General features: G+C 65.9%; 16 protein-coding genes. 6 read left to right on the forward strand and 10 right to left on the reverse strand.

All coding sequences use genetic code 11. The features are described 5' to 3' along the window. Positions 1-7: 7 nt before the first annotated feature. On the reverse strand, positions 8-1,015 hold the full coding sequence (locus tag CIK75_RS10375) for an aldo/keto reductase (protein WP_096224086.1): 1,008 nt from the start codon (positions 1,013-1,015) through the stop codon (positions 8-10). Between the two features lie 67 nt (positions 1,016-1,082). Beyond that, complete coding sequence (locus tag CIK75_RS10380; protein WP_086993609.1) at positions 1,083-1,985, reverse strand: dihydrodipicolinate synthase family protein; 903 nt, start codon at positions 1,983-1,985, stop codon at positions 1,083-1,085. Positions 1,986-2,115: 130 nt separating this feature from the next. Here CIK75_RS10380 and CIK75_RS10385 point away from each other — a divergent pair, with 130 nt between their 5' ends. Continuing rightward, positions 2,116-2,607 carry an SRPBCC family protein gene (locus CIK75_RS10385; protein WP_241895401.1) on the forward strand — a complete coding sequence of 164 codons (492 nt, stop codon included), beginning with the start codon at positions 2,116-2,118 and terminating at the stop codon, positions 2,605-2,607. Between the two features lie 60 nt (positions 2,608-2,667). On the opposite strand, the gene CIK75_RS10390 is transcribed toward CIK75_RS10385, so the two are convergent. After that, a complete protein-coding gene (locus CIK75_RS10390; RefSeq protein ID WP_096224088.1) occupies positions 2,668-6,327 on the reverse strand; it encodes a TM0106 family RecB-like putative nuclease in 3,660 nt (1,219 codons plus the stop codon). A 281-nt stretch (positions 6,328-6,608) separates the two neighbouring features. On the opposite strand from CIK75_RS10390, the gene CIK75_RS10395 reads away from it, so the two are divergent. Next, the gene (locus CIK75_RS10395) at positions 6,609-6,797 is read left to right on the forward strand and encodes a hypothetical protein (protein WP_086993621.1); all 189 of its coding nucleotides are present in this window, start codon (positions 6,609-6,611) and stop codon (positions 6,795-6,797) included. A gap of 85 nt (positions 6,798-6,882) precedes the next feature. Here CIK75_RS10395 and CIK75_RS16660 read toward each other — a convergent pair whose 3' ends face one another. From CIK75_RS16660 to glsA, 3 genes are all read right to left on the reverse strand, one after another. Then, a complete protein-coding gene (locus CIK75_RS16660) occupies positions 6,883-8,664 on the reverse strand; it encodes an MFS transporter (RefSeq protein ID WP_086993624.1) in 1,782 nt (593 codons plus the stop codon). 42 nt (positions 8,665-8,706) lie between these two features. Beyond that, a complete protein-coding gene (locus CIK75_RS10405; protein ID WP_086993626.1) occupies positions 8,707-9,171 on the reverse strand; it encodes a MarR family transcriptional regulator in 465 nt (154 codons plus the stop codon). Between the two features lie 79 nt (positions 9,172-9,250). Beyond that, entirely contained in the window at positions 9,251-11,089 is a 1,839-nt protein-coding gene (glsA, locus tag CIK75_RS10410) for a glutaminase A (protein WP_096224090.1), read from the reverse strand. 114 nt (positions 11,090-11,203) lie between these two features. Between glsA and CIK75_RS10415 the strand changes: the two genes are divergently transcribed. Continuing rightward, positions 11,204-12,610, forward strand: coding sequence for a sugar porter family MFS transporter (locus CIK75_RS10415; RefSeq protein WP_096224092.1), 1,407 nt, complete (start codon positions 11,204-11,206; stop codon positions 12,608-12,610). Positions 12,611-12,712: 102 nt separating this feature from the next. Here the strand turns inward: CIK75_RS10415 and CIK75_RS10420 are convergent, their stop codons facing one another. Continuing rightward, on the reverse strand, positions 12,713-13,411 hold the full coding sequence (locus CIK75_RS10420) for a GDSL-type esterase/lipase family protein (RefSeq protein WP_143413325.1): 699 nt from the start codon (positions 13,409-13,411) through the stop codon (positions 12,713-12,715). A 228-nt stretch (positions 13,412-13,639) separates the two neighbouring features. On the opposite strand from CIK75_RS10420, the gene CIK75_RS10425 reads away from it, so the two are divergent. From CIK75_RS10425 to CIK75_RS10435, 3 genes are all read left to right on the forward strand, one after another. Then, positions 13,640-14,377: a M50 family metallopeptidase gene (locus tag CIK75_RS10425; protein ID WP_096224096.1), complete on the forward strand. Its 738-nt coding sequence runs from the start codon at positions 13,640-13,642 to the stop codon at positions 14,375-14,377. A gap of 72 nt (positions 14,378-14,449) precedes the next feature. After that, a complete protein-coding gene (locus CIK75_RS10430) occupies positions 14,450-15,952 on the forward strand; it encodes a TIGR01777 family oxidoreductase (RefSeq protein ID WP_096224098.1) in 1,503 nt (500 codons plus the stop codon). A gap of 418 nt (positions 15,953-16,370) precedes the next feature. Further along, positions 16,371-17,102 carry a transglycosylase family protein gene (locus tag CIK75_RS10435; RefSeq protein WP_241895402.1) on the forward strand — a complete coding sequence of 244 codons (732 nt, stop codon included), beginning with the start codon at positions 16,371-16,373 and terminating at the stop codon, positions 17,100-17,102. Between the two features lie 167 nt (positions 17,103-17,269). Here CIK75_RS10435 and CIK75_RS10440 read toward each other — a convergent pair whose 3' ends face one another. From CIK75_RS10440 to CIK75_RS10450, 3 genes are all read right to left on the reverse strand, one after another. Further along, positions 17,270-18,085, reverse strand: coding sequence for an isocitrate lyase/phosphoenolpyruvate mutase family protein (locus tag CIK75_RS10440; protein ID WP_086993731.1), 816 nt, complete (start codon positions 18,083-18,085; stop codon positions 17,270-17,272). 61 nt (positions 18,086-18,146) lie between these two features. Beyond that, the gene (locus CIK75_RS10445) at positions 18,147-18,989 is read right to left on the reverse strand and encodes a PaaX family transcriptional regulator C-terminal domain-containing protein (RefSeq protein ID WP_096224100.1); all 843 of its coding nucleotides are present in this window, start codon (positions 18,987-18,989) and stop codon (positions 18,147-18,149) included. Next, positions 18,986-20,239: an aminotransferase class V-fold PLP-dependent enzyme gene (locus tag CIK75_RS10450; protein WP_086993666.1), complete on the reverse strand. Its 1,254-nt coding sequence runs from the start codon at positions 20,237-20,239 to the stop codon at positions 18,986-18,988. Before CIK75_RS10450 ends, CIK75_RS10445 begins: the two co-directional genes overlap by 4 nt. Between the last annotated feature and the right edge of the window lie 6 nt (positions 20,240-20,245).

Raw genomic sequence — 20,245 nt, forward strand, 5'->3', positions numbered from 1 at the left:
TGCCGGCTCAGGGCTGCGTGGCAGCGAACTCCTCGGTATCGATGGTTTGCTGCTGACCTGCGTTATAGCGGGCGCCGTGCATCGTTTGCGAGTTGATGATCGCCCCGATCTCCGCGGTCGTGGCGTCATCGAGGGTGATGGATCCGGCGCCCAAATTCTCGTCCAAATGCCCGGTGTTGGTGGTGCCAGGAATCGCATGAACATGATCACCCTGGGCCAGGAGCCAGGCCAGGGCCAGCTGCGAGCAGGTGACGTCTAGCCGTTCGGCAACCCCGCGGAAGGAATCGAGCAGCTCCAGGTTCGCCGGATAGTTCTCGCCACTAAAACGCGGCAGGACATGGCGCAGATCTTTTTCCGGGAGCCCTGAGGGGTCGAGGAGGGTTCCTGAGAGGAACCCCCGGGAGAGCGGGCTAAAGGCCACGAACGCCGTGCCCAGGGTGCGGCAAGCTTCCAACACCCCCAGTTCGGAGTTCCGGGTGGCCAACGAGTATTCGTTCTGCACGGCCGCAATCGGGTGTTCGGTGGTCGCCCGGTAGAGGGTGGCCGCGGAGACCTCCGACAGGCCGATGGCCCCGATGGCCCCTTCGGCGACAAGATCAGCCAGGGCGCCGACGCTTTCCTCCACCGGAACCTTCGGGTCGAGACGGTGCAGATAGTAGAGGTCGATGAAGTCGGTGCCGAGCCGGTCCAGAGAGGCCTCGGCCTGGGCCCTGATGGTTTCCGGGCGGCCGTCGATCCGTCCGCGTTCTCCCGGGGCCATGATTTCCAGCCCGCATTTACTGGCCAAAAAATAGTCGTCACGGCGTTTGCCCAGGGCGGCACCGACGAGTTCTTCGTTGCACCCCCTGCCGTACAGGGTGGCCGTATCAAAATGGTCCACCCCCGCATCGAGGGCGTGACGCAGGAGCTTCGCGCCGTCGGCATAGCTCGGAAAGTTCGAATACCCATGGCTGAGGTTCATGCACCCCAGCCCCAGCGGGTTCACCGTGGAACCAGCCAAATTGCGCATTTTCATGCCCTCTTGTCTAGCACGAGTTACTCGCGAGTTCGAACCCTTGGTGCACAGCGGTGGCGCCGGATGCCTACAGGGGTTCGGATAAATCCCCCAGCAACCGGGCCAGATCCCGCTGGCTGCTGCCGGGGAGGGGCAATAATGGACGGCGCGGTTCACCGGAATCGATGCCTGCGGCACGAGCCAGGGCATGGAGGTTGCTGAGCTTACGCAGCGCATTGAATTCGCGCATCAACGGGGTGAGTTCCTCGCGCAGCCGGTTGGCTTCCGCGATGTCCCCACCGACGAGGGCGGCCCGCAGCGCCACGAAGTGAGCCGGCAGGACCGAGGCCGGTCCCGAGTGCCAGGCGTCGGCGGCGAAGCCGGCCTCGGCGATCAACGCGTCTCCGCTCATGCCATGGCTGAAACCTGAATGGACGCGGGAGGCCAGGGCCTCGTGGCGTTCGATGAAGGTCTCCATATCTGCTGCGGTTTCCTTGATTGCCACGATCGTCGGTTCGGTGGCGAGTTCGGCGATGAGGTCCAGGGAGAAGGAAAAGTTGGTGGTCGCCGGGTTGGAATACAGACAAATCGGCAGTTCGGAGGCCGCGGCAACGAGCCGGCACTGGGTGGCGACCTCGTCCTCGTTCAGGGGCACATAGGAAACGGTGGACAGCAGCAGCCCGTCGACTCCTGCGGCGACGGCGGCTTCGACGTGGTGCATCAGTTCGGAGGTGGCTACGGCGCTGACCCCCGCGTGGACGGGCAGGGCAGGATTGACCTCACGGACCGTTTCGACGGCGGTGGTGATGACCGCTGCGCGTTCGGCGGTGTCGAGGTAGGCGAAGCTACCCGAGGAGCCCAGCACGGCGATGGAATCGACCCCCGAAACCGCCAGGGTGGACAGATGCCGGCGCAGGGCAGGATGGTCGACAGCCCCGGAATCATCGAAGGGGGTGACGGGGTAGGCAACGAGACCGTGGAATGCACTCATGGCCACACGCTAGCAGGGGCCGGGCGTGGAATCGTCCAATTCGCGGCGTCGTCGTGAGGAGGTACGCTCCGAACACGGTTGATGCTCAGTCGCCGAACCAATGATCGGGAGGACCCGAATGAAGCGCACCATGCAGATCAGTGACAGCGTGGTCATCAACGTCGATGCCGAGACAATCTGGACTCAGCTGGCCGACCCGGCACAGATGCCGCGCTGGAGCCCTGAAAACACCGGTGCCACGACTCCGGCAACGGGCCGTCCGCTGCAGGTGGGCGAGACCTTCGAGGGGACCAACCGTCGGGGACGGGCCCGTTGGACCACCCGATGCATCGTCACGGCATCGGAGCCGGCGCGACGTTTCGCCTTCGACGTGGGCAAGATCGGTGTTCGTCGGCCGATCCTCCCCGGCAAGATCGCCACGTGGGCCTACGACCTTGAACGCGTTGACGGTGGCACCCGGGTCACCGAGACCTGGACCGATGGCCGGTCGACCTGGCCGGATTGGCTTGCCGCTGCCTTTGACCGTGCCGTTACCGGTGGACAGCTCTTCGCGGAGTTCCAGCGCAAGAACATCCGTCGCACGCTGACCACCATGCGGGCCGAGTTTGATCGGGATAGCTGAGCCCGAAGGAGCTGTCCGGCATTTGGGTGCCCGGCACGGTGAGGCACCCGCCGTGCCGCTTTAGCCGCAGAGCCCCACGAACGCCCCGAGTTCGGCCAACCCCTCGGGTCTGGAGGGCAGGAAATTCGTCAGTTCGGGGGAGCGGACGATGACCGTACGCCATTGCGCTCTCGACACGGCGACGTTGATCCGATTGCGGTTGAGCAAGAAATCCATGCCCCGCGGGGCCTCCTCGGCGGCCGAGACCGCCATCGACACCAGCACCACCGGGGCTTCCTGACCCTGGAACCGGTCCACGGTGCCCACCCGGACGTCGTCGTACCCTGCGGCATCAAGGTGGGTGCGGATCAGGTTGACCTGGGCGTTATAGGCAGCGACGACGAGGATGTCCTGAGGCCCCAATTCGCGGACGGGACCATATCCGCCGTCATCCCAGCGCAACCGCAGATGCCGGCCGACCTGTGCCGTGATTTCCGCGGCCTCTTCGGCGCTGGAGATCGCATTGCCCCGATGGTCCACCAGTACGGTGCCAACCCCCGGTTCGGCCCCGTCGAGGTGGCGTAGCGCGGCAGCGGGGGCCGAGGCCAGCCGGCCGGCGTAGCTCAGCCGCGAGACCTTGGCACAGAGCGCCGGATGCATGCGCCAGGAATCCGAGAGGAAGTAGCCCAAACGTTCGGGGAGGGTTGCTGCGCCTTCGGAAAGCCAACCCAACGCAGAATCGTCAACGGGCTCGGGGTGGGTTCCCTGGGTGACCTGGGGCAATTGGCGCGGATCACCGAGCAGCAGCAGACGGTCCGCGGCCCGGGCGACGGCGAGCGTATTGGCCAACGAATACTGGCCTGCTTCGTCGATGACCAGTAGGTCCAAGGAGCCGGCAGGAACCTGCCGCCCGGTCATCGTCCAGGCCGTTCCGCCGATTAATGCGCCGCCCTCGGAGTCGAGCAGGCTGGCGAACTTCTTGTCATCGGTCACCGACCAGGGTGAGGCGGTGCGGGGGTCCTTGGGCTTCTTGCCCACACGGTCCGGGTCAACACCGGCCTTGCCGATCGCCGCGCCGAGCATGTTTTCGACCACCGCATGGGATTGGCCGACCACCCCGATCTTCCAACCCCGCGCCATCAACGCGGCGATCACATGGGAACCAACATGGGTTTTGCCCGTACCCGGGGGGCCTTGGACGGCCAGGTAGGAATGATCCAGGTCGGCGACGGCCTCGGTGATCGCCCCGATGTAGTCCCCTCGGCCTGCATTATCCGGGGTGACGGGGGGAAGGCTGTCCCGGGTGGCCAGGCGCGGAGTGGCCCGGCGCAGGATATCCAGCCCCGGATGGCGGGGCAGCCGGGGAGGGACGGTGATGACCGGCAGGACGGTGTCCTCGTTCCCGGCGGGGGAGGGGACCACCAGGGCGGAACCGACCTCGCGGGCCAGCTCGGCCAGCGACTCGCGGATGCTCCGGGTCATGATGGGCCTGCCCGGGGTGAGCGCCATGGGCGTTTGGGGGTACGGAGGGATTTTGCCGGTCGACTTTTCGGCGACCGTCAGCACCGTGGTCGGCCCGTTGACGTCCACCGTCAGCACTTCGGTGTCGAAGATGCCGCCGCGTGCCGTCGGGAGGGGGTGTCCATCGGCGCCGGTCGGGACATCGGCCCCGGCGGGGACGGGGGCCTCATACATGCGGAACCAGTCGGTGCCGGGGCGCAGGTCGGTCCCGTCGGAGGCGGTCCCGGTCAGTTCCACGACACGACGTTCGGTGCGGGCCCGCGGCGGCCGGGCCCAGTCCTCAAGAACCGTGGCGGAGTCCACGAGGAAAACGCCCCGGGTTTCGGCCCAGTCCTCGGTGGGGGATTCGAGTCGGTCGAAGTGGCCCCACCAGAATTGTTTATCCTCGCGCCGGTGGTAGCCGGTGGCGGCGGCGACCATTGCCACCGCGCCGTGGTCGGCCCGTGCCGCCGGCTGCTCCGTTGTGGGAAGGGAAGAGAAGTCGGCGTCGAGTTCCAGGTAGGACTGCAGCGTCAACTCTTCGGCGCTGGGCTCGTAGGCTTCCGGTTCCGGGGCGTCGGTCCCGGGCAGGACAGCGGTGGCCGTCTCGTTCGACGGGCCGGCCACCGGGGCGGGACAGTCGGCGGCCAACCCCAGGAGCCAATCGCGCAGACGCAAGGTGGAAAGGCAGTCGTATTCGTTATAGGCGGAGATCGAGGCCAGGGTCGTTGCTGCGGCCTCGGTGTTCCCGGCATCGCGGTCGGCGCAGTAGATCGCGTAGGCCACGACCGAGGCCCCCGCATTGGTGACTCCCGCCCGCGGGCCATCGGCCCCCATATAGAGGGGTTCGAGCTTTTTGATCGAGTAGGAGCCTTCGGAGATACGAATCGAGTGCCGCACCGTGTCGTATAGATCCACCAGCAGGGATTCGCGCAGCCAGGCATCCACGGTGTCTTCCCCTGCGGTATGCAGGACCGAGAGGTTGCGCAGCGCAGACTTTTCATAGGGGGCGTAGTGGTAGACGTGCAGATCGGGCCAGCGTTGCCGGCGCTGCTGCACGTAGGCCAGGAAATCCAGGAACGCCCGTTTCTCCCCGGCCCGGGAATGCGCCCAGAACGGGCGAAAGACCGGGGTTCCTGTGTCGTATTCGACGACACCGAAAAGGTACTCGAGACCCCAAATGCCGGTTTCGGGGTCCTGCCAGAGCGGGTCGCCCTCGAAGTCGAAGAAGATGTCCCCGTCACTGGGGGCCGGAAGGTCGCCGATCGTCTGGCCGGGCTGGAGTCGGTAGGACACCGTGTGGTCCCCGACGCTGGCCGATCCGTCGAAATCCAGCAGCCCGGTCTGGGCCCTGGCCTGCTCCCGGAGGCGGCCCAGGGACGCATCCGGGTTCTCCCCGGCGGGGGCCGGCTGCTCGGCCAGCTGATGCATGGTGGTGATGCCCTCGGCCATGAGTGTCCGCCGTCGTGCTGCGGTCATACCGCCGATGAGCAGCAGATCATCATGGGCGGCGACCTGCTCGAGGCAATAATCGCATTTTCCGCACCGGCGTAGCCCGGGCTGGTTCCACTCGACGGTGGTTTGCGCTGCCCGATGCTCGGCCGTCAGCCGACGGAAACGGGTCCGGAGCTCGCGAAAAGCCGGCAGCAGGTCGGGCATCGGGTGCTCGCTGTGTTCGAGGTTGCCCAGCACCAGGGTCGCCACCGGGGAGGGGGCGAACCCGAGGCGTTCGAGCTGGTCCCCGTAGGCGGCCAACTGCAGCAGCGCGGTGACCCGGGCATGGCGGGCCAATTTCGAATCCCAGACGGCATAGCGTCCATCGGACTCCCGGACGATGAAGTCGGCAAACCCGAGGAATTCGCCATCGAAGAAGGTGGCCTGGAAGACGACGTCGGCCCCGAGACGGAGCGCCTCGGTGGTGTCTGCTGCCAGGCTTTCGAGCGTGGCCCGGTCCATGCTGGGGGCCTTGTCGATCCGGCGGACCCCGGTCCCGGTGGTCCGATCCCAGGGACCGTGGGTGTGTTCCAGCTGCTCCAGGACCCGTTGTTCGTGGACATCACCGAGGTCCGCGGCCCGAGAGGCCATGGCGTCCTCGGGGAAATCGGGTTTGGGCCGGCGGCTGAGTTTGACGTCGAGTCGATACAGCGCCTGATATTCGCATTCGCTGGCGGTGACCAGATCGGAGGCCGAAAAAACCAAGCGTGGCGGCTCGGTGGCCTCCACGGCATCCAGCAGGAACATCCGCACCCCTTCTTCGTGACCGCCGCGGATCCGACGGCGGGTAGGGCTCGAATCTAACAGTGCCGACCGACACTTCGGTGCCGCGCATCATGTTCCGCCGGCGCCCACCCGAAATGGGAGTCCTCGATCCAGGGTGGTGGTGCCCCGGCACGAGTCATTTGTGTTCCGCATCACGGGGTACTTACGGTTGTCGGACAGGACAACTGCTGGTGTCCAGTCAGCACGAAGCTGGTTCGAGGGGTTGCGACGGAACCAGGAAGTCGAAGGGAAGGGCCGGACACATGCTGAAGATCATCACCCCCTTGGCCTGGTTGTTCATGATGGCGACCTTGGCCCTCGGCGCTGCATCGCTCATCGGCGATGCGGACCTCATTGCCTACCTGCTGCCGTGCTTGGCCCTCGCCGTGGCCCTGTCTGTCGTGCGGCTGACACTGATCCGGCGGAGAGACGCCGAGTCCACCGCCGGTTAGACTCCGATCCCGTGGCGGCCGAGGACGCAGAAGGCCCGCCCGGCACCAGATGCCGGACGGGCCAACGGAATCGTGCAAGAGCAGGTTAGGGCCCGACGGGCGCTGCCGCCTGCGGATTCACGATCGTCACGTCGGTTCGTGCGCTGCGCCAGATCTCCTGGCTGGCCGAGGCGTCCATGAGTGCGGAGAGCCCGCCATGCGTCGGGGCTCCGATGACCAAGGACCTAGCCTGGATGCGGTTGGCGTATTCGGCCACCGCCCGTCCGGCACCCGCGTGGTTCTCGGGATGGCCTTGTTCGGTGCCCAAGACATATCCGGCAGCGCCGACCCCTGCGGCTGCGAGACGGTCCAGCTGGGTGCGCACCGCTGCCGAGGCGGTCGCCAGGTCCTCGCCGTCCACTGCAACGTCACTGACGATCACCGATTCGAGCACATGGACGACGTCGACCCGCAATTTCGCGGCGGCGGCGACCCGCAAGGCCTTGTCCACGATTCGGTCGGCGGCCTCAGTGGAATCGATGGCTGCCACGACGGCGCCTTCCAACCCCTCGGGGAGGATGGCGGTTGCTGCATGTTCGACGGGGATGATCCGGCGGTCGGCAATCGCCACAACGTCTGCCGGTGCTTCGCTGCTCGGTTCTGCGGTGGAGACTGCGGCTGCGGTATCGGCGGCTTGTGCTTCTTCGGCCTTGCGCAGGAGCTTGTGTCCCGACATCAGAATGCCCAGGCCGATGACCAGGGCCACGGCGCCGAGGATGAAGGGCACATGCATGTTGTAGTGCTCGACCAGTTTGCCGGCGGCCAAGGGGGCCAGGCCGCCGCCGATGAAGCGGACGAAGCCGTAGGCGGCCGAGGCCACGGAACGTTCGACCGGTGAAACGGTCATCACGGCCTGGGTGGTGACCGTGTTGTTGATGCCGATGAAGATGCCCGTGGCGATGACCGCCGGGATGAGTACCGAGGGCTGGTGGACCCAGATGCCGATGATCAGGATCGTCACGGCGAAGAGCGAGAGGTTCATGTAAAGCGTGCCGGCGATACCGAGCTTGCGCTGCAGCCACGGGGCTCCGAAGACCGAGAACCCGGCGACCAACAGTCCCCAGCCGAAGAAGACGAAGCCCAAGTGGATCGCGTCCAGACCCATCGGGAAGGGGGCGTAGCCCAGCACCGTGAAGAACGCCCAGTTGTAGAACAAGGCCATCAGCGACATGGTCAGCAGACCGCGGTGGCGCAGGGCCTTCAGCGGGTCGAGGATGGAGGTCTTCTTCACCGGTTTCGGCGTGGGCTCCACCAACACCATGGTGGCGATCAGGGCGATGAGCATCAGGCCGGCGACTCCGAAGAAGGGGCCACGCCAGGAGATGGAGCCCAGGAGGCCGCCGACCAGTGGACCGGCTGCCATGCCCAGGCCCAGGGCCGCCTCGTAGAGCACGATGGCCCCGACGAAGCCGCCACTGGCGGAGGCCACGATCACGGCCAGCGACGTGGCGATGAACATGGCGTTGCCGACGCCCCAGCCGGCGCGGAAGCCCACGATGCCGTCAATGGAACCGGAGAAACCGGCCAAGGCGGCGAAGATGACGATGATCGCCAGGCCGTAGACCAGTGTGCGCTTGGCGCCGATATGGCTGGAAATCCAGCCAGTGAAAAGCATGGCCACGGCGGTGACCAGCAGGTAGCTGGTGAACAGTAGCGTCACCTGGCTCGGGGAGGCCTGCAGCTGTTCGGAAATGGCGGGGAGGATGGGGTCCACCAGGCCGATCCCCATGAAGGAGACGACGCAGGCGAAGGCCAGCACCCAGACGGCTTTGGGTTGTTTGAAGGGACTGGCCGGCCGGGAAGGGCTGGTCGTTGGTGCTCCGGTCATCGGTGCTCCAATCGAGGGATATGGGATGGGTTGGTGCTGTGCCTATTTGCCGTCGGGACGCTGATCGGGGGCCGCGTCGATGAGACGGCGGAGGGCCCCGGTGGCGGCGATAATCGAATGCTGGTCGTTCGCATCCAGTGCTGAAAGCAGCTCGGCGACGCCTTCGCTGCGGCGTTGACTACGTTGCGCCAAGGCCGCCAGACCGGTGTCGGTGATCGAAATCAGGACGGCCCGGCCATCGCTGGGATCGGGGACCTGCTGGACCAGTCCCTCGCGTTTGAGTCGACCGACCGCCTGCGTCATGGAGGGTTGGCTGACTCCTTCGTGGGCGGCAAGCGCTGTCAATCGGGCGTCTCCGTGGCGTTTGAGCGAGGCCAGTGCCGAGTAGACGGTCAACGAGTAGTTCCCTGGAGGGGCGATTCGCCGGGAGAGGCGGAAGAGCTCCTCCAGTAGCCCGGCAACGTCGGAAATATCCTCGGGTGCGGGGGCCGGACTCATGTTTTGCATAAGTTATTTATATCAAAAGCCTATGTAATTTAAGAAATTATGTGTCCCAGGGAACGACGCCGGTGGGTTGTTTTGCCGCTTAGCGGTTCGTTTCGTCGTGGAAGGTCTGATCGCGTTCTCTCACTGCTGCCTCGCGGAAGCTCTGCTCCACGCGGGTATAGGCGTCGCGGGCCACCGCCTTCCAGAAGGAGAGGGCCAGCGACGGATCATCCGCCTCGAGGTGCGCGATGGCTTCGGCCGGCAGGACCTTGAGTTGGACCCGTCCCTCGGCCGTGACCCGCAAGGACTGGCCACGGTCCCCGCCCAGGGCGATCTCGCCGAAAGTCATCCCGGCGCCCAGGGTCGCGTGACGGAACCGGTGCCCCTGTTGGGTACTGGTGGTGGCGACCTTGCCCGAGAGGATGAAGTAGACGCCGCCGAATTTCTGTCCCACGCGGCGGATGACCTGGCCGTCGTCGTAGGTGCGTTCCTCCATGAGCGCTTCAAGTTCGGTGATCTGTTCCGGATCCAGTGGTGCCACGGCCGGGAAATCGGGAAGATGGACGACGTCGGGGACCAGCCCGGGGCCGCCGTGGAGGGCAATGATCCACTCCTCGGCCCATTCGGCGGCATCGTTGCGCGTGCCGAAGACGGGGACGTCGTTGCGTCCTGCGGTCATCGCATCGGCAATGACCCCTTCGGTTTCGATCAGGATCAACCGGCGCTTCTCCTCGACGAGCCCATCGCGCACTTCGGCGAGCATGGTCAACGCGACGTCGCCGACCTCGTCGACACGGCGCACGTCCAGGATGACCAGCTCCGCCTCTTCCGGCAGTGCACTGATGGCCCGCACCATTGACTCGGCCCCGGCGAATAGCAGGTCTCCGTTAAGTTCGAGGATCTGAGCCCGGTGCCCGTGTTCCTCCAGCACTGCTGCGGCATCGTCGTTATGCCGGACTCCCGAGGGCGCCTCGGTGAGGTCGTAGCGTTCGCTGATGACCGAGCGGCCCATCCGTGCGGCACGGACGAAATGTAGTTCCATATCGGTGGCCATACGTTCCGAGGCAGCCACTCCGCGGACCGAGGAGCCGTGCTCGTTCAGCGGTGGGGAGTAGACAGCCAAGCCCAACTGGCCGGGGAGGACCGCCAGCAGACCGCCGCCGACCCCCGATTTGGCGGGCATGCCCACGGCACTGGTCCACGATCCGGCGTCGTCGTACATTCCGCAGGTCATCATCACCGAGAGCACCCGTTGGACCGAATCGATGCCCATGACCTCCTTGCCGGTGACCGGCTGTGTGCCGCCATTGGCCAGGGTGGCGGCCATCAGGGCGAGGTCACGGGCGTTGACCATGACCGAGCATTGGCGGAAGTAGTTCCGCAGGGCCTTTTCCGGGTCGTGTTCGATGACGTTGAAGCTGCGCAGCAGGTTGGCCATGGCCCGGTTGCGATGGCCGGTGCGGATCTCGGAGCGGTAAATCGATTCGCGGACCTTCAGTTGCCGGCCGGCGAAATCGGAGTAGGTGGACAGGATCCGCTCGAAGCCCTGGCGTCCGCCGGAGCCCTTGATCAGCGAGGTTGCGGCGATGGCGCCGGCGTTGATCATGGCGTTGGCCGGCCGGCCGGTGCCCTCGGAGAGGGAGATCTCGTTGAAGGCGTCGCCGGAGGGTTCGACGTCGATCTTTTCATCCACGGCTTCCGGGCCCAGGTCCTCCAACGCCAGACCATAGGTGAAGGGTTTGGAGACTGATTGGATCGAGAACTCGGTATCGGCGTCGCCGACCTCGTAGACATAACCGTCGACCGTGGCCAGACAGATCGCGAAATCGTCGGGGTTGCCATGCGAGGTGGCGGGGATGTCCTGGTACGGGGTCCCGTCGCGCAGGCTCGACAATTCGGTGTGCAGCCGTCGCAGGTAGCTCTCGATGGGGGATTGCATACCCACACAGTAGCGGGAGCGCCGGGACCGCCGTGTCCGCCACACGGCCACGTCGTGGGGCTTCAGCCCCGCCACCCTCTGCCCGGGCCACGGGCAAGGCGTACGATTGCGGGCATGAGCGCCTCAACAGAACATGACTCGACGCCGACAAAAGTGGTGATGGTTTCCATCGTCGCCGCATTGGGCGGATTCCTTTTTGGATTCGACAGTGCCGTGATCAACGGTGCCGTCGACGCCGTTGGCCAACAGTTCGAACTCAGCGGTGTATTGCTGGGTTTCACCGTCTCCTGTGCGCTACTGGGCGCCATGGTCGGGGCATGGTTCGCCGGCCCCTTCGCCGATAAGCAGGGCCGCGTGCGGGCGATGATCGTCGCCGCGCTGCTGTTCACCGTTTCGGCGGCAGGATCTGGTTTCGCCTTCAGTGAGGTCGACCTGATTATCTGGCGCTTCATTGGTGGCCTGGGTGTGGGTATGGCCTCGGTCCTGGCCCCCGCCTACATCGCCGAAGTGGCCCCCGCCCATAGCCGCGGCAAATTGGCTTCGCTGCAGCAGATGGCCATCGTGCTCGGTATCTTCGTCGCCCTGCTCTCCGATGCGTTCATCGCCGCGACCTCCGGAGGTGCCTCGGGGGTGGGCTGGTTCGGCCTCGACGCCTGGCGTTGGATGTTCCTGGCCGGCATCGTCCCGGCAGTGATCTACGGGGTGCTGGCCTGGCAGATCCCCGAATCCCCCCGCTACCTCGTGGCCCGAGGCCAGCTGGCCCGTGCTGGCAAGGTCCTGCACGAAGTCGTCGGGTTGAAGAGTCGGGACGAGGTCGATGAGAAGATCGCCTCGATCAAGTCCACCATCAGCACCGAGAAGAATCAGGGCCTGCGCAACCTCGTGGGAGGCAAGGGCTGGCTGTTGCCGATCGTCTGGGTCGGCATCCTGCTCTCGGTGTTCCAGCAGTTCGTGGGGATCAACGTGATCTTCTACTACTCCACCAGCCTGTGGAAGTCCGTCGGGTTCACTGAGGAAAACTCGTTCACGATCACCGTCATCACCTCGGTCACCAATATCCTGGTGACCATTGTGGCGATCCTGCTGGTCGACAAGATCGGCCGTAAGCCGTTGTTGTTGGCTGGTTCAGCGGGCATGACCGTCGCCCTGGGCATGATGGCCATCGCCTTCAGCCAGTCGATGGGCACCGGTGACGATGTGTCGCTGCCGCAGCCGTGGGGCATGATCGCGCTGATCGCCGCCAACCTGTTCGTCGTCGCTTTCGGCGCGACCTGGGGTCCGGTGGTCTGGGTGCTGCTGGGTGAGATGTTCTCCAATAAGATGCGTGCCGTGGCTCTCTCGGTCGCAGCTGCCGCCCAATGGCTGGCCAACTTCTTGGTCACCACGACGTTCCCGTCGCTGGCGGATGCCGGACTGGTCTTCGCCTACGGGCTGTACGCACTCTTTGCTTTGTTGTCGTTCTTCTTCGTCTTCAAGTTCGTCACCGAAACCAAGGGACGCGAACTCGAATCCATGCAGTAGGAGCCTCCGAGGCCGCTAGGGGCGGCCGGGTCTGCGTTGGACGCAGTCCCGGCCGCCCCTTTTTTCGTCGGGGGATCCGAGCCCAAGAGCGGTCGCTCTGGGCTACGGCAGATCGACCGGCGTGTCTTGGGCTGTGGGCTGGGTGCCCAAGGCAGCCTGGACTGCCGAGCCGAGGATGCGGCCACCTTCAGCCGTGGGGTGGGTCCCGTCGTAGCTCAGACCCGCGGCGTAGACCTCGGGGTGCGTCGAATCGCGCAGACCACGGGATCCATCGATCCAGCCCCAGCCCTGCTCGAGGACGAAATCGTGCAACCACGCGTTGTACTCGACGGTCCGGGCACGGAATTCGTCCCGCGGGGGGACTGAGGAGACGAGCACCCGGTCCGAATCGGACTGGGAAACGATGGCCTGCAGGTTTTCCCCGATCTTTTCGAAGGGGACCCCGGCACGAATATCGTTCGTCCCGGCGATGAGCACCAGCACATCGGAGGAAATGGGGGAGTAGCCGGCCAACATATCCGCTGTGGTGGCGCCCCCCAAGGCCCACCCTCCGACGAAGGACGTACCGGGTTCCTGAGCGAAGACGGCCCAGGAACGTTCGCCAACGATCCGCTGGGCGACCTGTTCCGGATAGGCGTGGTCGGCGGTGATGGAGTCCCCGACCGCGGAGAACGTGACCGCCTGGGCGTCGCTGGCTGCCATCGGGCGCGCCATCGGGAAGCCGTCCGAGAAGAGCTGGGATTGATCTTCCGGCTGCCCCTGACCGCCGACGAAGGCGGCTCCTGCTATCACGGCGAGCACGGCGATTCCGCTCAGTACCACTGTCCGGGGGCGGGAGAAGAGGCGGGAACGAAGCGTCGGTCGATCGAGGCCGGCTGGCGTGGGGTCGTGCACAGAATACTCCTGAGTAAAGATGTTGGATTACCAGCCTAAGGACTGCAGCTACGGGGAAGCGGACCGCAACATGACGATCAGATGACGATTGTGCTCAGGACGTTCTTCACAGCCCGGTGCCTTACCCTCGAACCCATGCTTGAGCAGATTTCCGTTGATTCCTGGTGGCAGGCCCTCGTGGTCGGTTTCACCCGTGGCCCGTCCCTTCACGCCGAGGCCCTGACACTGGTCCTGATCATCGCCGCCGCCGTCGCGCTCTCTGTCCCGCGGGTTACGTGGCGTTGGTTCGGTCTCTATGTCACGTTCGTTCATGAGCTGGGCCACGCCTTGGCAGCGTTGATGACCGGCAGAATTGTCCGTGGCATCCGGCTGAACCTGAACCATTCCGGCGAAACAGTCAGCGTCGGCCGGGGCAGCGCCGGGATCGCCTGGTCGGGGTTCTGGGGTTACCCGGCCCCGGCGGTTGCCGGAGCCGCGATGATCTGGGCGGCCGCCTCGGGATGGGCTGGGGCCGCACTGTCCATTGGGGCGATCTTGTTGCTGGTGGCTTTGCTCTTCATTCGCAACCTCGTCGGCGTCGCCATCGCCGTCGGCTGCGCCATCCTGGCGCAGCTGCTGGTGCTCTTCTCCGACCGCGAATTCTCCGCCTACGTCGTGGTCTGTCTGGGCATTGCCCTGGTGGTTGGTGCGGTAAAGGACTGGTTCAAGGTCGCCGCGGTCCACGCCAAACGGCGTCGGCTGGAGAGCTCGGACGCCTACATCCTGGCCAAGACCACTGGGGTGCCCGCGGTGATTTGGTTGGGCGGATTCGCCCTGGTGATCCTCGCCTGCGCCTACTGGGCGCTGCTCTCCCTCGGCGCCGCCGTCAGGTGAGCAGCGCAGGCGCGAACAGATACCGGAGGCAGGCAATGGTGGCGGCCGGGGGAGGGCGCGTAGCCTCGGGACATGGAGATTCTTGGATCGGACTTCGAATTCACCACCAGCCTGCCGGTTCCCCGTGAGGAGGCCTTCGCCTGGTTTTCCCGCCCCGGCGCACTGGTGAGGTTGCTCGCACCGTTTTCGGGCAGCGTCCACGCCGAGCCCAGCGACGGACTGAACGTTGGTTCCACGGCAGTGATCGGGATCGGGGCGCCAGGCCAGTTGGGTCTGGGTCTGGGGCCGGCCGTCGGCGCCGTCGCCGGCCCGCTGCATCTGCCCGGCTGGGCCAAGCCCGAAATCCCGTGGCATGCCCGACACGTCGGTTTGGTCCCCGGGCACAGTTTCACCGACGTCATGGAATCCGGCCCTTTGGCCTCCTGGCGGCACGAGCATGTCTTCGAAGAGGACGACGGCGGAACCCTCATGCGCGATTCCGTCTCCTATGAACTTCCGCTAACCACCAGCTCCGGGCCCTTGGGCCGGCTCACTGGTTGGGGGAAAGAACGTTTCAATGCCGAGCTCAACCGCCTGTTCGGATACCGCGAACGCCAAGCCATCGGTGATCTCCTCTTCCATTCCCGGCATTCCGGGCCCGATGTACTCCCTCGGCGCATCGCCATCTCTGGTGCCAGCGGACTCATCGGTACCCAGCTGCGCGCCTTGCTCCGCGGAGGTGGACACGAAGTACTCCGGCTGGTCAGGGGGCCAGCCGAGGGTGCTGACGAGATTTCCTGGGACCCGGATGCTGGACGGATCGATGCCGAGGCCCTGGCGAGCTGCGACGTCGTCATCCACCTGGCAGGGCATCCGATCGGTGGACGATTCACTGCGGCAGCCAAACAACGGATCATGGCTTCGCGGACCGTGGGGACCTCCCTGATCGCCCGGACACTGGCCGATCTGTCGGGCGATGGGCGCCAGCGTACCCTGGTGGCAGCCTCGGCCATGGGCTACTACGGGGCCTCTCCAGAAGCCCGTCCGGCGCAAGCGCCGACGGAACTGACCGAGGAATGCCCGCCCGGAACCGACTTTCTTGCCGATGTCTGTGCCGCGTGGGAAGCCGCCTGTGAGCCAGCGGCCCGTGCCGGGGTGCGTGTCGTCAACGTGCGCACCGGACTGGTCCAGACCCCAGCCGGCGGAATGCTGCAGCAATTATTGCCGTTATTCGTCGCCGGTCTGGGAGGGCGAATGGCTGGGGCAGGTATGCAGAGCTGGATCGGCATCGACGACGTCGTAGGGATCTTCGCCCATGCCGCCCTGGAGGACCGGGTCTCAGGCCCCGTTAACGCCGTCGCACCGCATCCGGTCGACGCCGGGGACTATGCCGCCACGCTGGCCAGGGTGCTCAACCGCCCGGCGGCGGTCACGGTCCCTGGCTTTGGTCCGGCGCTGCTCCTGGGCCGCCAGGGAGCCCGCGAGCTCGTTCAATCCGACCAGCGGGGATCCTCTGGGCGTATCGAGGAACTCGGCTACGCGTTCCGCGAGCCGGACCTTGAGGCGGCGTTGCGGCATGTGCTGGGACGCTGCTGAAGGTCACGGCGCCGTGACCTAAGACGTCGATAACGGTCGGATGACGGATGTGGTGGGGCAGAAAAGGGCCTGAACATCCAGTTCGGCGTCCTGCGGCGGGCCCGCTCCGAGACTCACAGGAATCACAGGTACGTCGATTTTGCCCCGAGAACACGGGGTTTCGGTTGTCAATTTTTTGTGTATCACCCCGCTGAAGGTCGTCTGTAGTTGACGCGGACCCCCTTCGTGCAGTTATCGTAATCAAGTCACGTTTTGATAACACCTCGCCGTTCGGGGTGGTGCAAGACGGAGTGCAGAGCAGGTACCTTTCGATCGTCCACCTGACTGCCCACTAAATTTGGAGTCGACATCGACGCCGGACGATCGCGCAATGAGGGCCGGGGACGGTTGGAGCGCACAGGTGGCCCCTGGAGAAACTGTGATCCAGCAGAACAGCAAAAAGTTTTCGAAGATTTCCCGCATCGGCGCAACCAGCGGCGTAGCAGCCCTGGCTTTGGCCGGCGCAGCAGCAGGCATCGGAGCAGCTCCCGCTTCCGCAGCCCCTGCAGGCACCTGGGATAAACTGGCCCAGTGCGAGTCCGGTGGCGATTGGTCCATCAACACGGGCAACGGCTTCAAGGGTGGACTGCAGTTCACCAACAGCACCTGGAAGGCCTTCGGCGGTTCCGGTGCGGCCAACAACGCCAGCAAGGGCGAGCAGATCCGCGTAGCCAAGAAGGTCCAGGCCGCCCAGGGCTGGGGCGCATGGCCCGCATGCTCGGCCAAGCTGGGTATCTCCGGCAAGGCGCCGGCCGGCCCGAAGGCGGACACCAAGCCCGCCCCGAAGCCTGCTTCAACCCAGACCACGCAGAAGGCTCCGGTCCAGAAGCAGGCCCCGGTCCAGAAGGCTGCCCCGAAGCACGCAGCTCAGGCTCCGGTCCAGAAGGCCGCGCCGCAGCAGCAGGTCAAGTCGACCGCTAAGCACGTTGCCACCGTCAAGGCCGCCGATTCGGGCAAGAACTACACGGTCAAGGCCGGCGATACGCTGTCCAAGATCGCCAACGCCCAGGGCCTGAACAACTGGGAGAGCCTGTACTCGGTCAACACCGCCTCGGTCTCGAACCCCAACGTCATCATGGTGGGCCAGAGCCTGAACCTGCCGACCAAGTAAGTAGGTCGGTCCCGGGGCCTAGCCTCGGAACTTGAACTGCGGGGGCCCTGCTCCCGCCAGACGGCAGCGGCGGTTCGCCTTTCCCCCCAATGGTGAGCCGCCGCTGGTTCGTCAAGACCCCGAAGTGCCCGCACGGTTCACCGTGCGGGCACTTCGTGCGTCTGGGCTCAGGGGCCGAAGACTCGTGAAGCGATGCCTTGACCGGTTTTCGAATGTGCCGTGTACTGGTAGGTTCCCTGCTCGAAGAATTCACGGGCCGCCGCTGCCGCGGCATCGACGGCGGCAAAGGCGAAGGACCCGCCGACCGAAACGCGGCCAACACCGATGGCGGCCAACGCCGAGACCTCGGGCGTCTGGGCCGTCGCGAGCACGTTGACCGGCCGATCCACCGATGTCACGACCGAGCGGATGTCAGCAAGCCGGGTCAGGCCCGGGGCGTAGAGCACATCGGCACCCGCCTCCTGATAGGCCTGGAGCCGACGGATGGTATCGGCCAGATCGGGGCGACCATGCAGGAAATTCTCTGCCCTGCCGGTCAGCACCAGCGGGGCCGGCCCGCGGTGGCATGCTTCGGCCGCGGCACGCACCCGCTCCGTAGCGGCCTCGATCCCGTAGATGGGGGATTCGGTGTCCCCCGTGAAGTCCTCGATCGAGGCGCCGGCCAGCCCGATATGTGCTGCCAGCTCAAAAGTCCGTCCAACGGCCGAGGCCTCGTCGGCGAACCCGTTTTCAAGGTCGGCGCTCACCGGCAGCTCCGTCGCCTGCACCAGTTCCGCAGCATGCACGAGCGTTTCGTCGCGCGTGAGCTGACCGTCGAGACGGCCCAGCGAGGCGGCATATCCGCTACTGGTGGTGGCCAGTGCGAGGAAACCCATCGAGGCAAAGAGCCGTGCCGACCCCGCATCCCAGGCATTGGCGAGCAGTAGCGGCGTCGGGCCGTGATGCAAGGCGAGGAACCGGGCGGCAAGTCCTGTGGGCGTCATGGCCACACGCTACTCCTCGCGCGGAGGAGCACCCCGGGTATTCCTGGGGACGGGGCAGGGCCTAGGCGTGGGCAGGGATCGTCGTGATGGACTGGACGTAGGCCAGCGCCACGGGCCGGTAGGCGTTCCGGAGTTGGAGGAAGCGGGCGCTACTGGCGGTCCCCGGCCAATCCTCCGGCAAACAGTCCTGCGGCAGGCCCGGGTCGCGGTAGGGAATGATCCGCCAGCTATCGATGCAGTGCAGATAGGTGGCGAAGGCGCTCGACCCCTCGGAGGGCGGCAGTTCCGGAACATCGCGCTGCTGGCCGAGGAACTCGCGGTGCAAACCCGCCAACTCGTCGAGGTCCCACCAATCGGCTACTGCCTCGCCGAGCGGGCCTGCCGTTTGAGGGCGTTTGGTCTCGAAGAGCACGGCACGTTCGCGCAGGCCCAGGTCCTCGAGGATCTCCTCGGTTTCGGCCTGCAGGTACTGCGGGCAGATCCAGAGCCCCGGCCCGACGGTGCCGCAACCGATCCAATACAGCCGGCGGCGCAATTGATGGCGCAGCCCACGATCGGTTTCTGGCACCGTGAAGGAGATCAGGCACCAGGGGTCATCGACGTTCATGGCCCGTGGTTCGTGAATTCTGCGGTCACCGCGTTCGAGCATCTGCCGGGCCCGTTCCCCGACGGCATAGCCGGAAACACCGTCCCGCGTGGCGGCGTCCAGGACCCCCTTGCGTCGCAACCGGGTCAACGCGGTGCGCGTCAGTGCCGGGGACACGCCGACGGCCTCCATCAGGGTGAGCAGCTGGGCCGAGGACATCCACCCCCCGGCGCCACGCAGGTACAGGCCGATGATGGTGCGCAGCAACGAGGTGGTACTCCCGGGCCGGGAGTCCATATCGTCGAGGACGGCACTCATTTCATGTCGGCCAGCGCGGCGGCGATCGCCTCGACACCCACCTCGAGTTCGGAGAAACTGGTGCTCAAGGGCGAGAGGCCGATGCGCAAGCCGTTCGGTGGGCGGAAGTCGGGGATCACTCCCTGTTCCCAGAGCTGGGTGGTGACCGCGGCGAAGTCAGGGTGGTCCACCGTGACGTGGGAACCACGCTGCGCGGGATCACGGGGGCTGGCCAGCCGGGCGCCGTGGGGGGACAGCCGCTCCTCGCACAGCCGGATGGCATGCTCGGTCAGTTCCACCGATTTGGTGCGGATGGCCTCGATGCCGACCTCGGCAATGAGCTCCACCATGTCCTTGAGCGGCTGCATGGCCAGAATGGCCGGAGTCCCGGTGATGAAACGACGGATCGTGCCGGCCGGTTCATAGGTCTCCGTCATCCCGAAGGGGTCAGCGGCACCCATCCAGCCCCAGATCGGCTGGCGGAGCGTGGAATGAAGCGACGAAGCGACGTAGGCGAACGCGGGGGAGCCGGGACCTCCGTTGAGGTACTTATAGGTGCACCCCACGGCCAGATCGACGCCCCAGGCGTCGAGGTGCAGCGGAACGGCTCCGACCGAATGGCACAGATCCCACACCATGAGGGCGCCGACGCCCTTGACCTGGGCGGTGAGGGCTTCGGCATCGGCAAGGTAGCCCGAACGGTAGGCCACATGGCTCAGGAGCACGACGGCGGTGCGCTCGCAGAGGACCTGCTGAAGGTCAGTGCTGGTCACCCCCGTCGCTGGATCGGGAGTGATCCACCGTAGGGTCGCCCCACGTTCGGCGGCAATTCCCTCGACGATGAAGCGGTCCGTGGGGAAATTCCCCGCATCGATGACGATCTCGCAACGCCGGGGGTCGGTTCCCTGCTGGTGGTCCAACGCCGCCCGCAGCGTCTTATAGAGCAGGACCGAGGTCGAGTCGCCGACCAGCGTCTGGCCGGCAGCGGCACCGAGCACGACCTCTCCGAGGCGGTCTCCCAGGACGGTGGGCTCGTCCATCCACTGCTCATCCCAGCTGCGGATCAACCCGGCACCCCATTCGGTGCGGACGAAGGTGGCCAGGTGTTCGGCCGTGGCGGCCAACGGGCGCCCCAACGAGTTGCCGTCGAGGTAGGCGGTCAGCGGCCGGGCGGGATCGGCTGCGGGGACCAGGAAGCGGTCGCGGTAGACGGCGAGTGGATCGGCGGTGTCCAGCTCGTCGCTGGTCGGGGACGCGGGGGAGGTGCTCATGCGGAG

Origin of the sequence: Glutamicibacter sp. BW78 (assembly GCF_002332245.1) — a bacterium.
In the GTDB taxonomy this organism is placed as follows: Bacteria; Actinomycetota; Actinomycetes; order Actinomycetales; family Micrococcaceae; genus Arthrobacter_H; species Arthrobacter_H rhombi_A.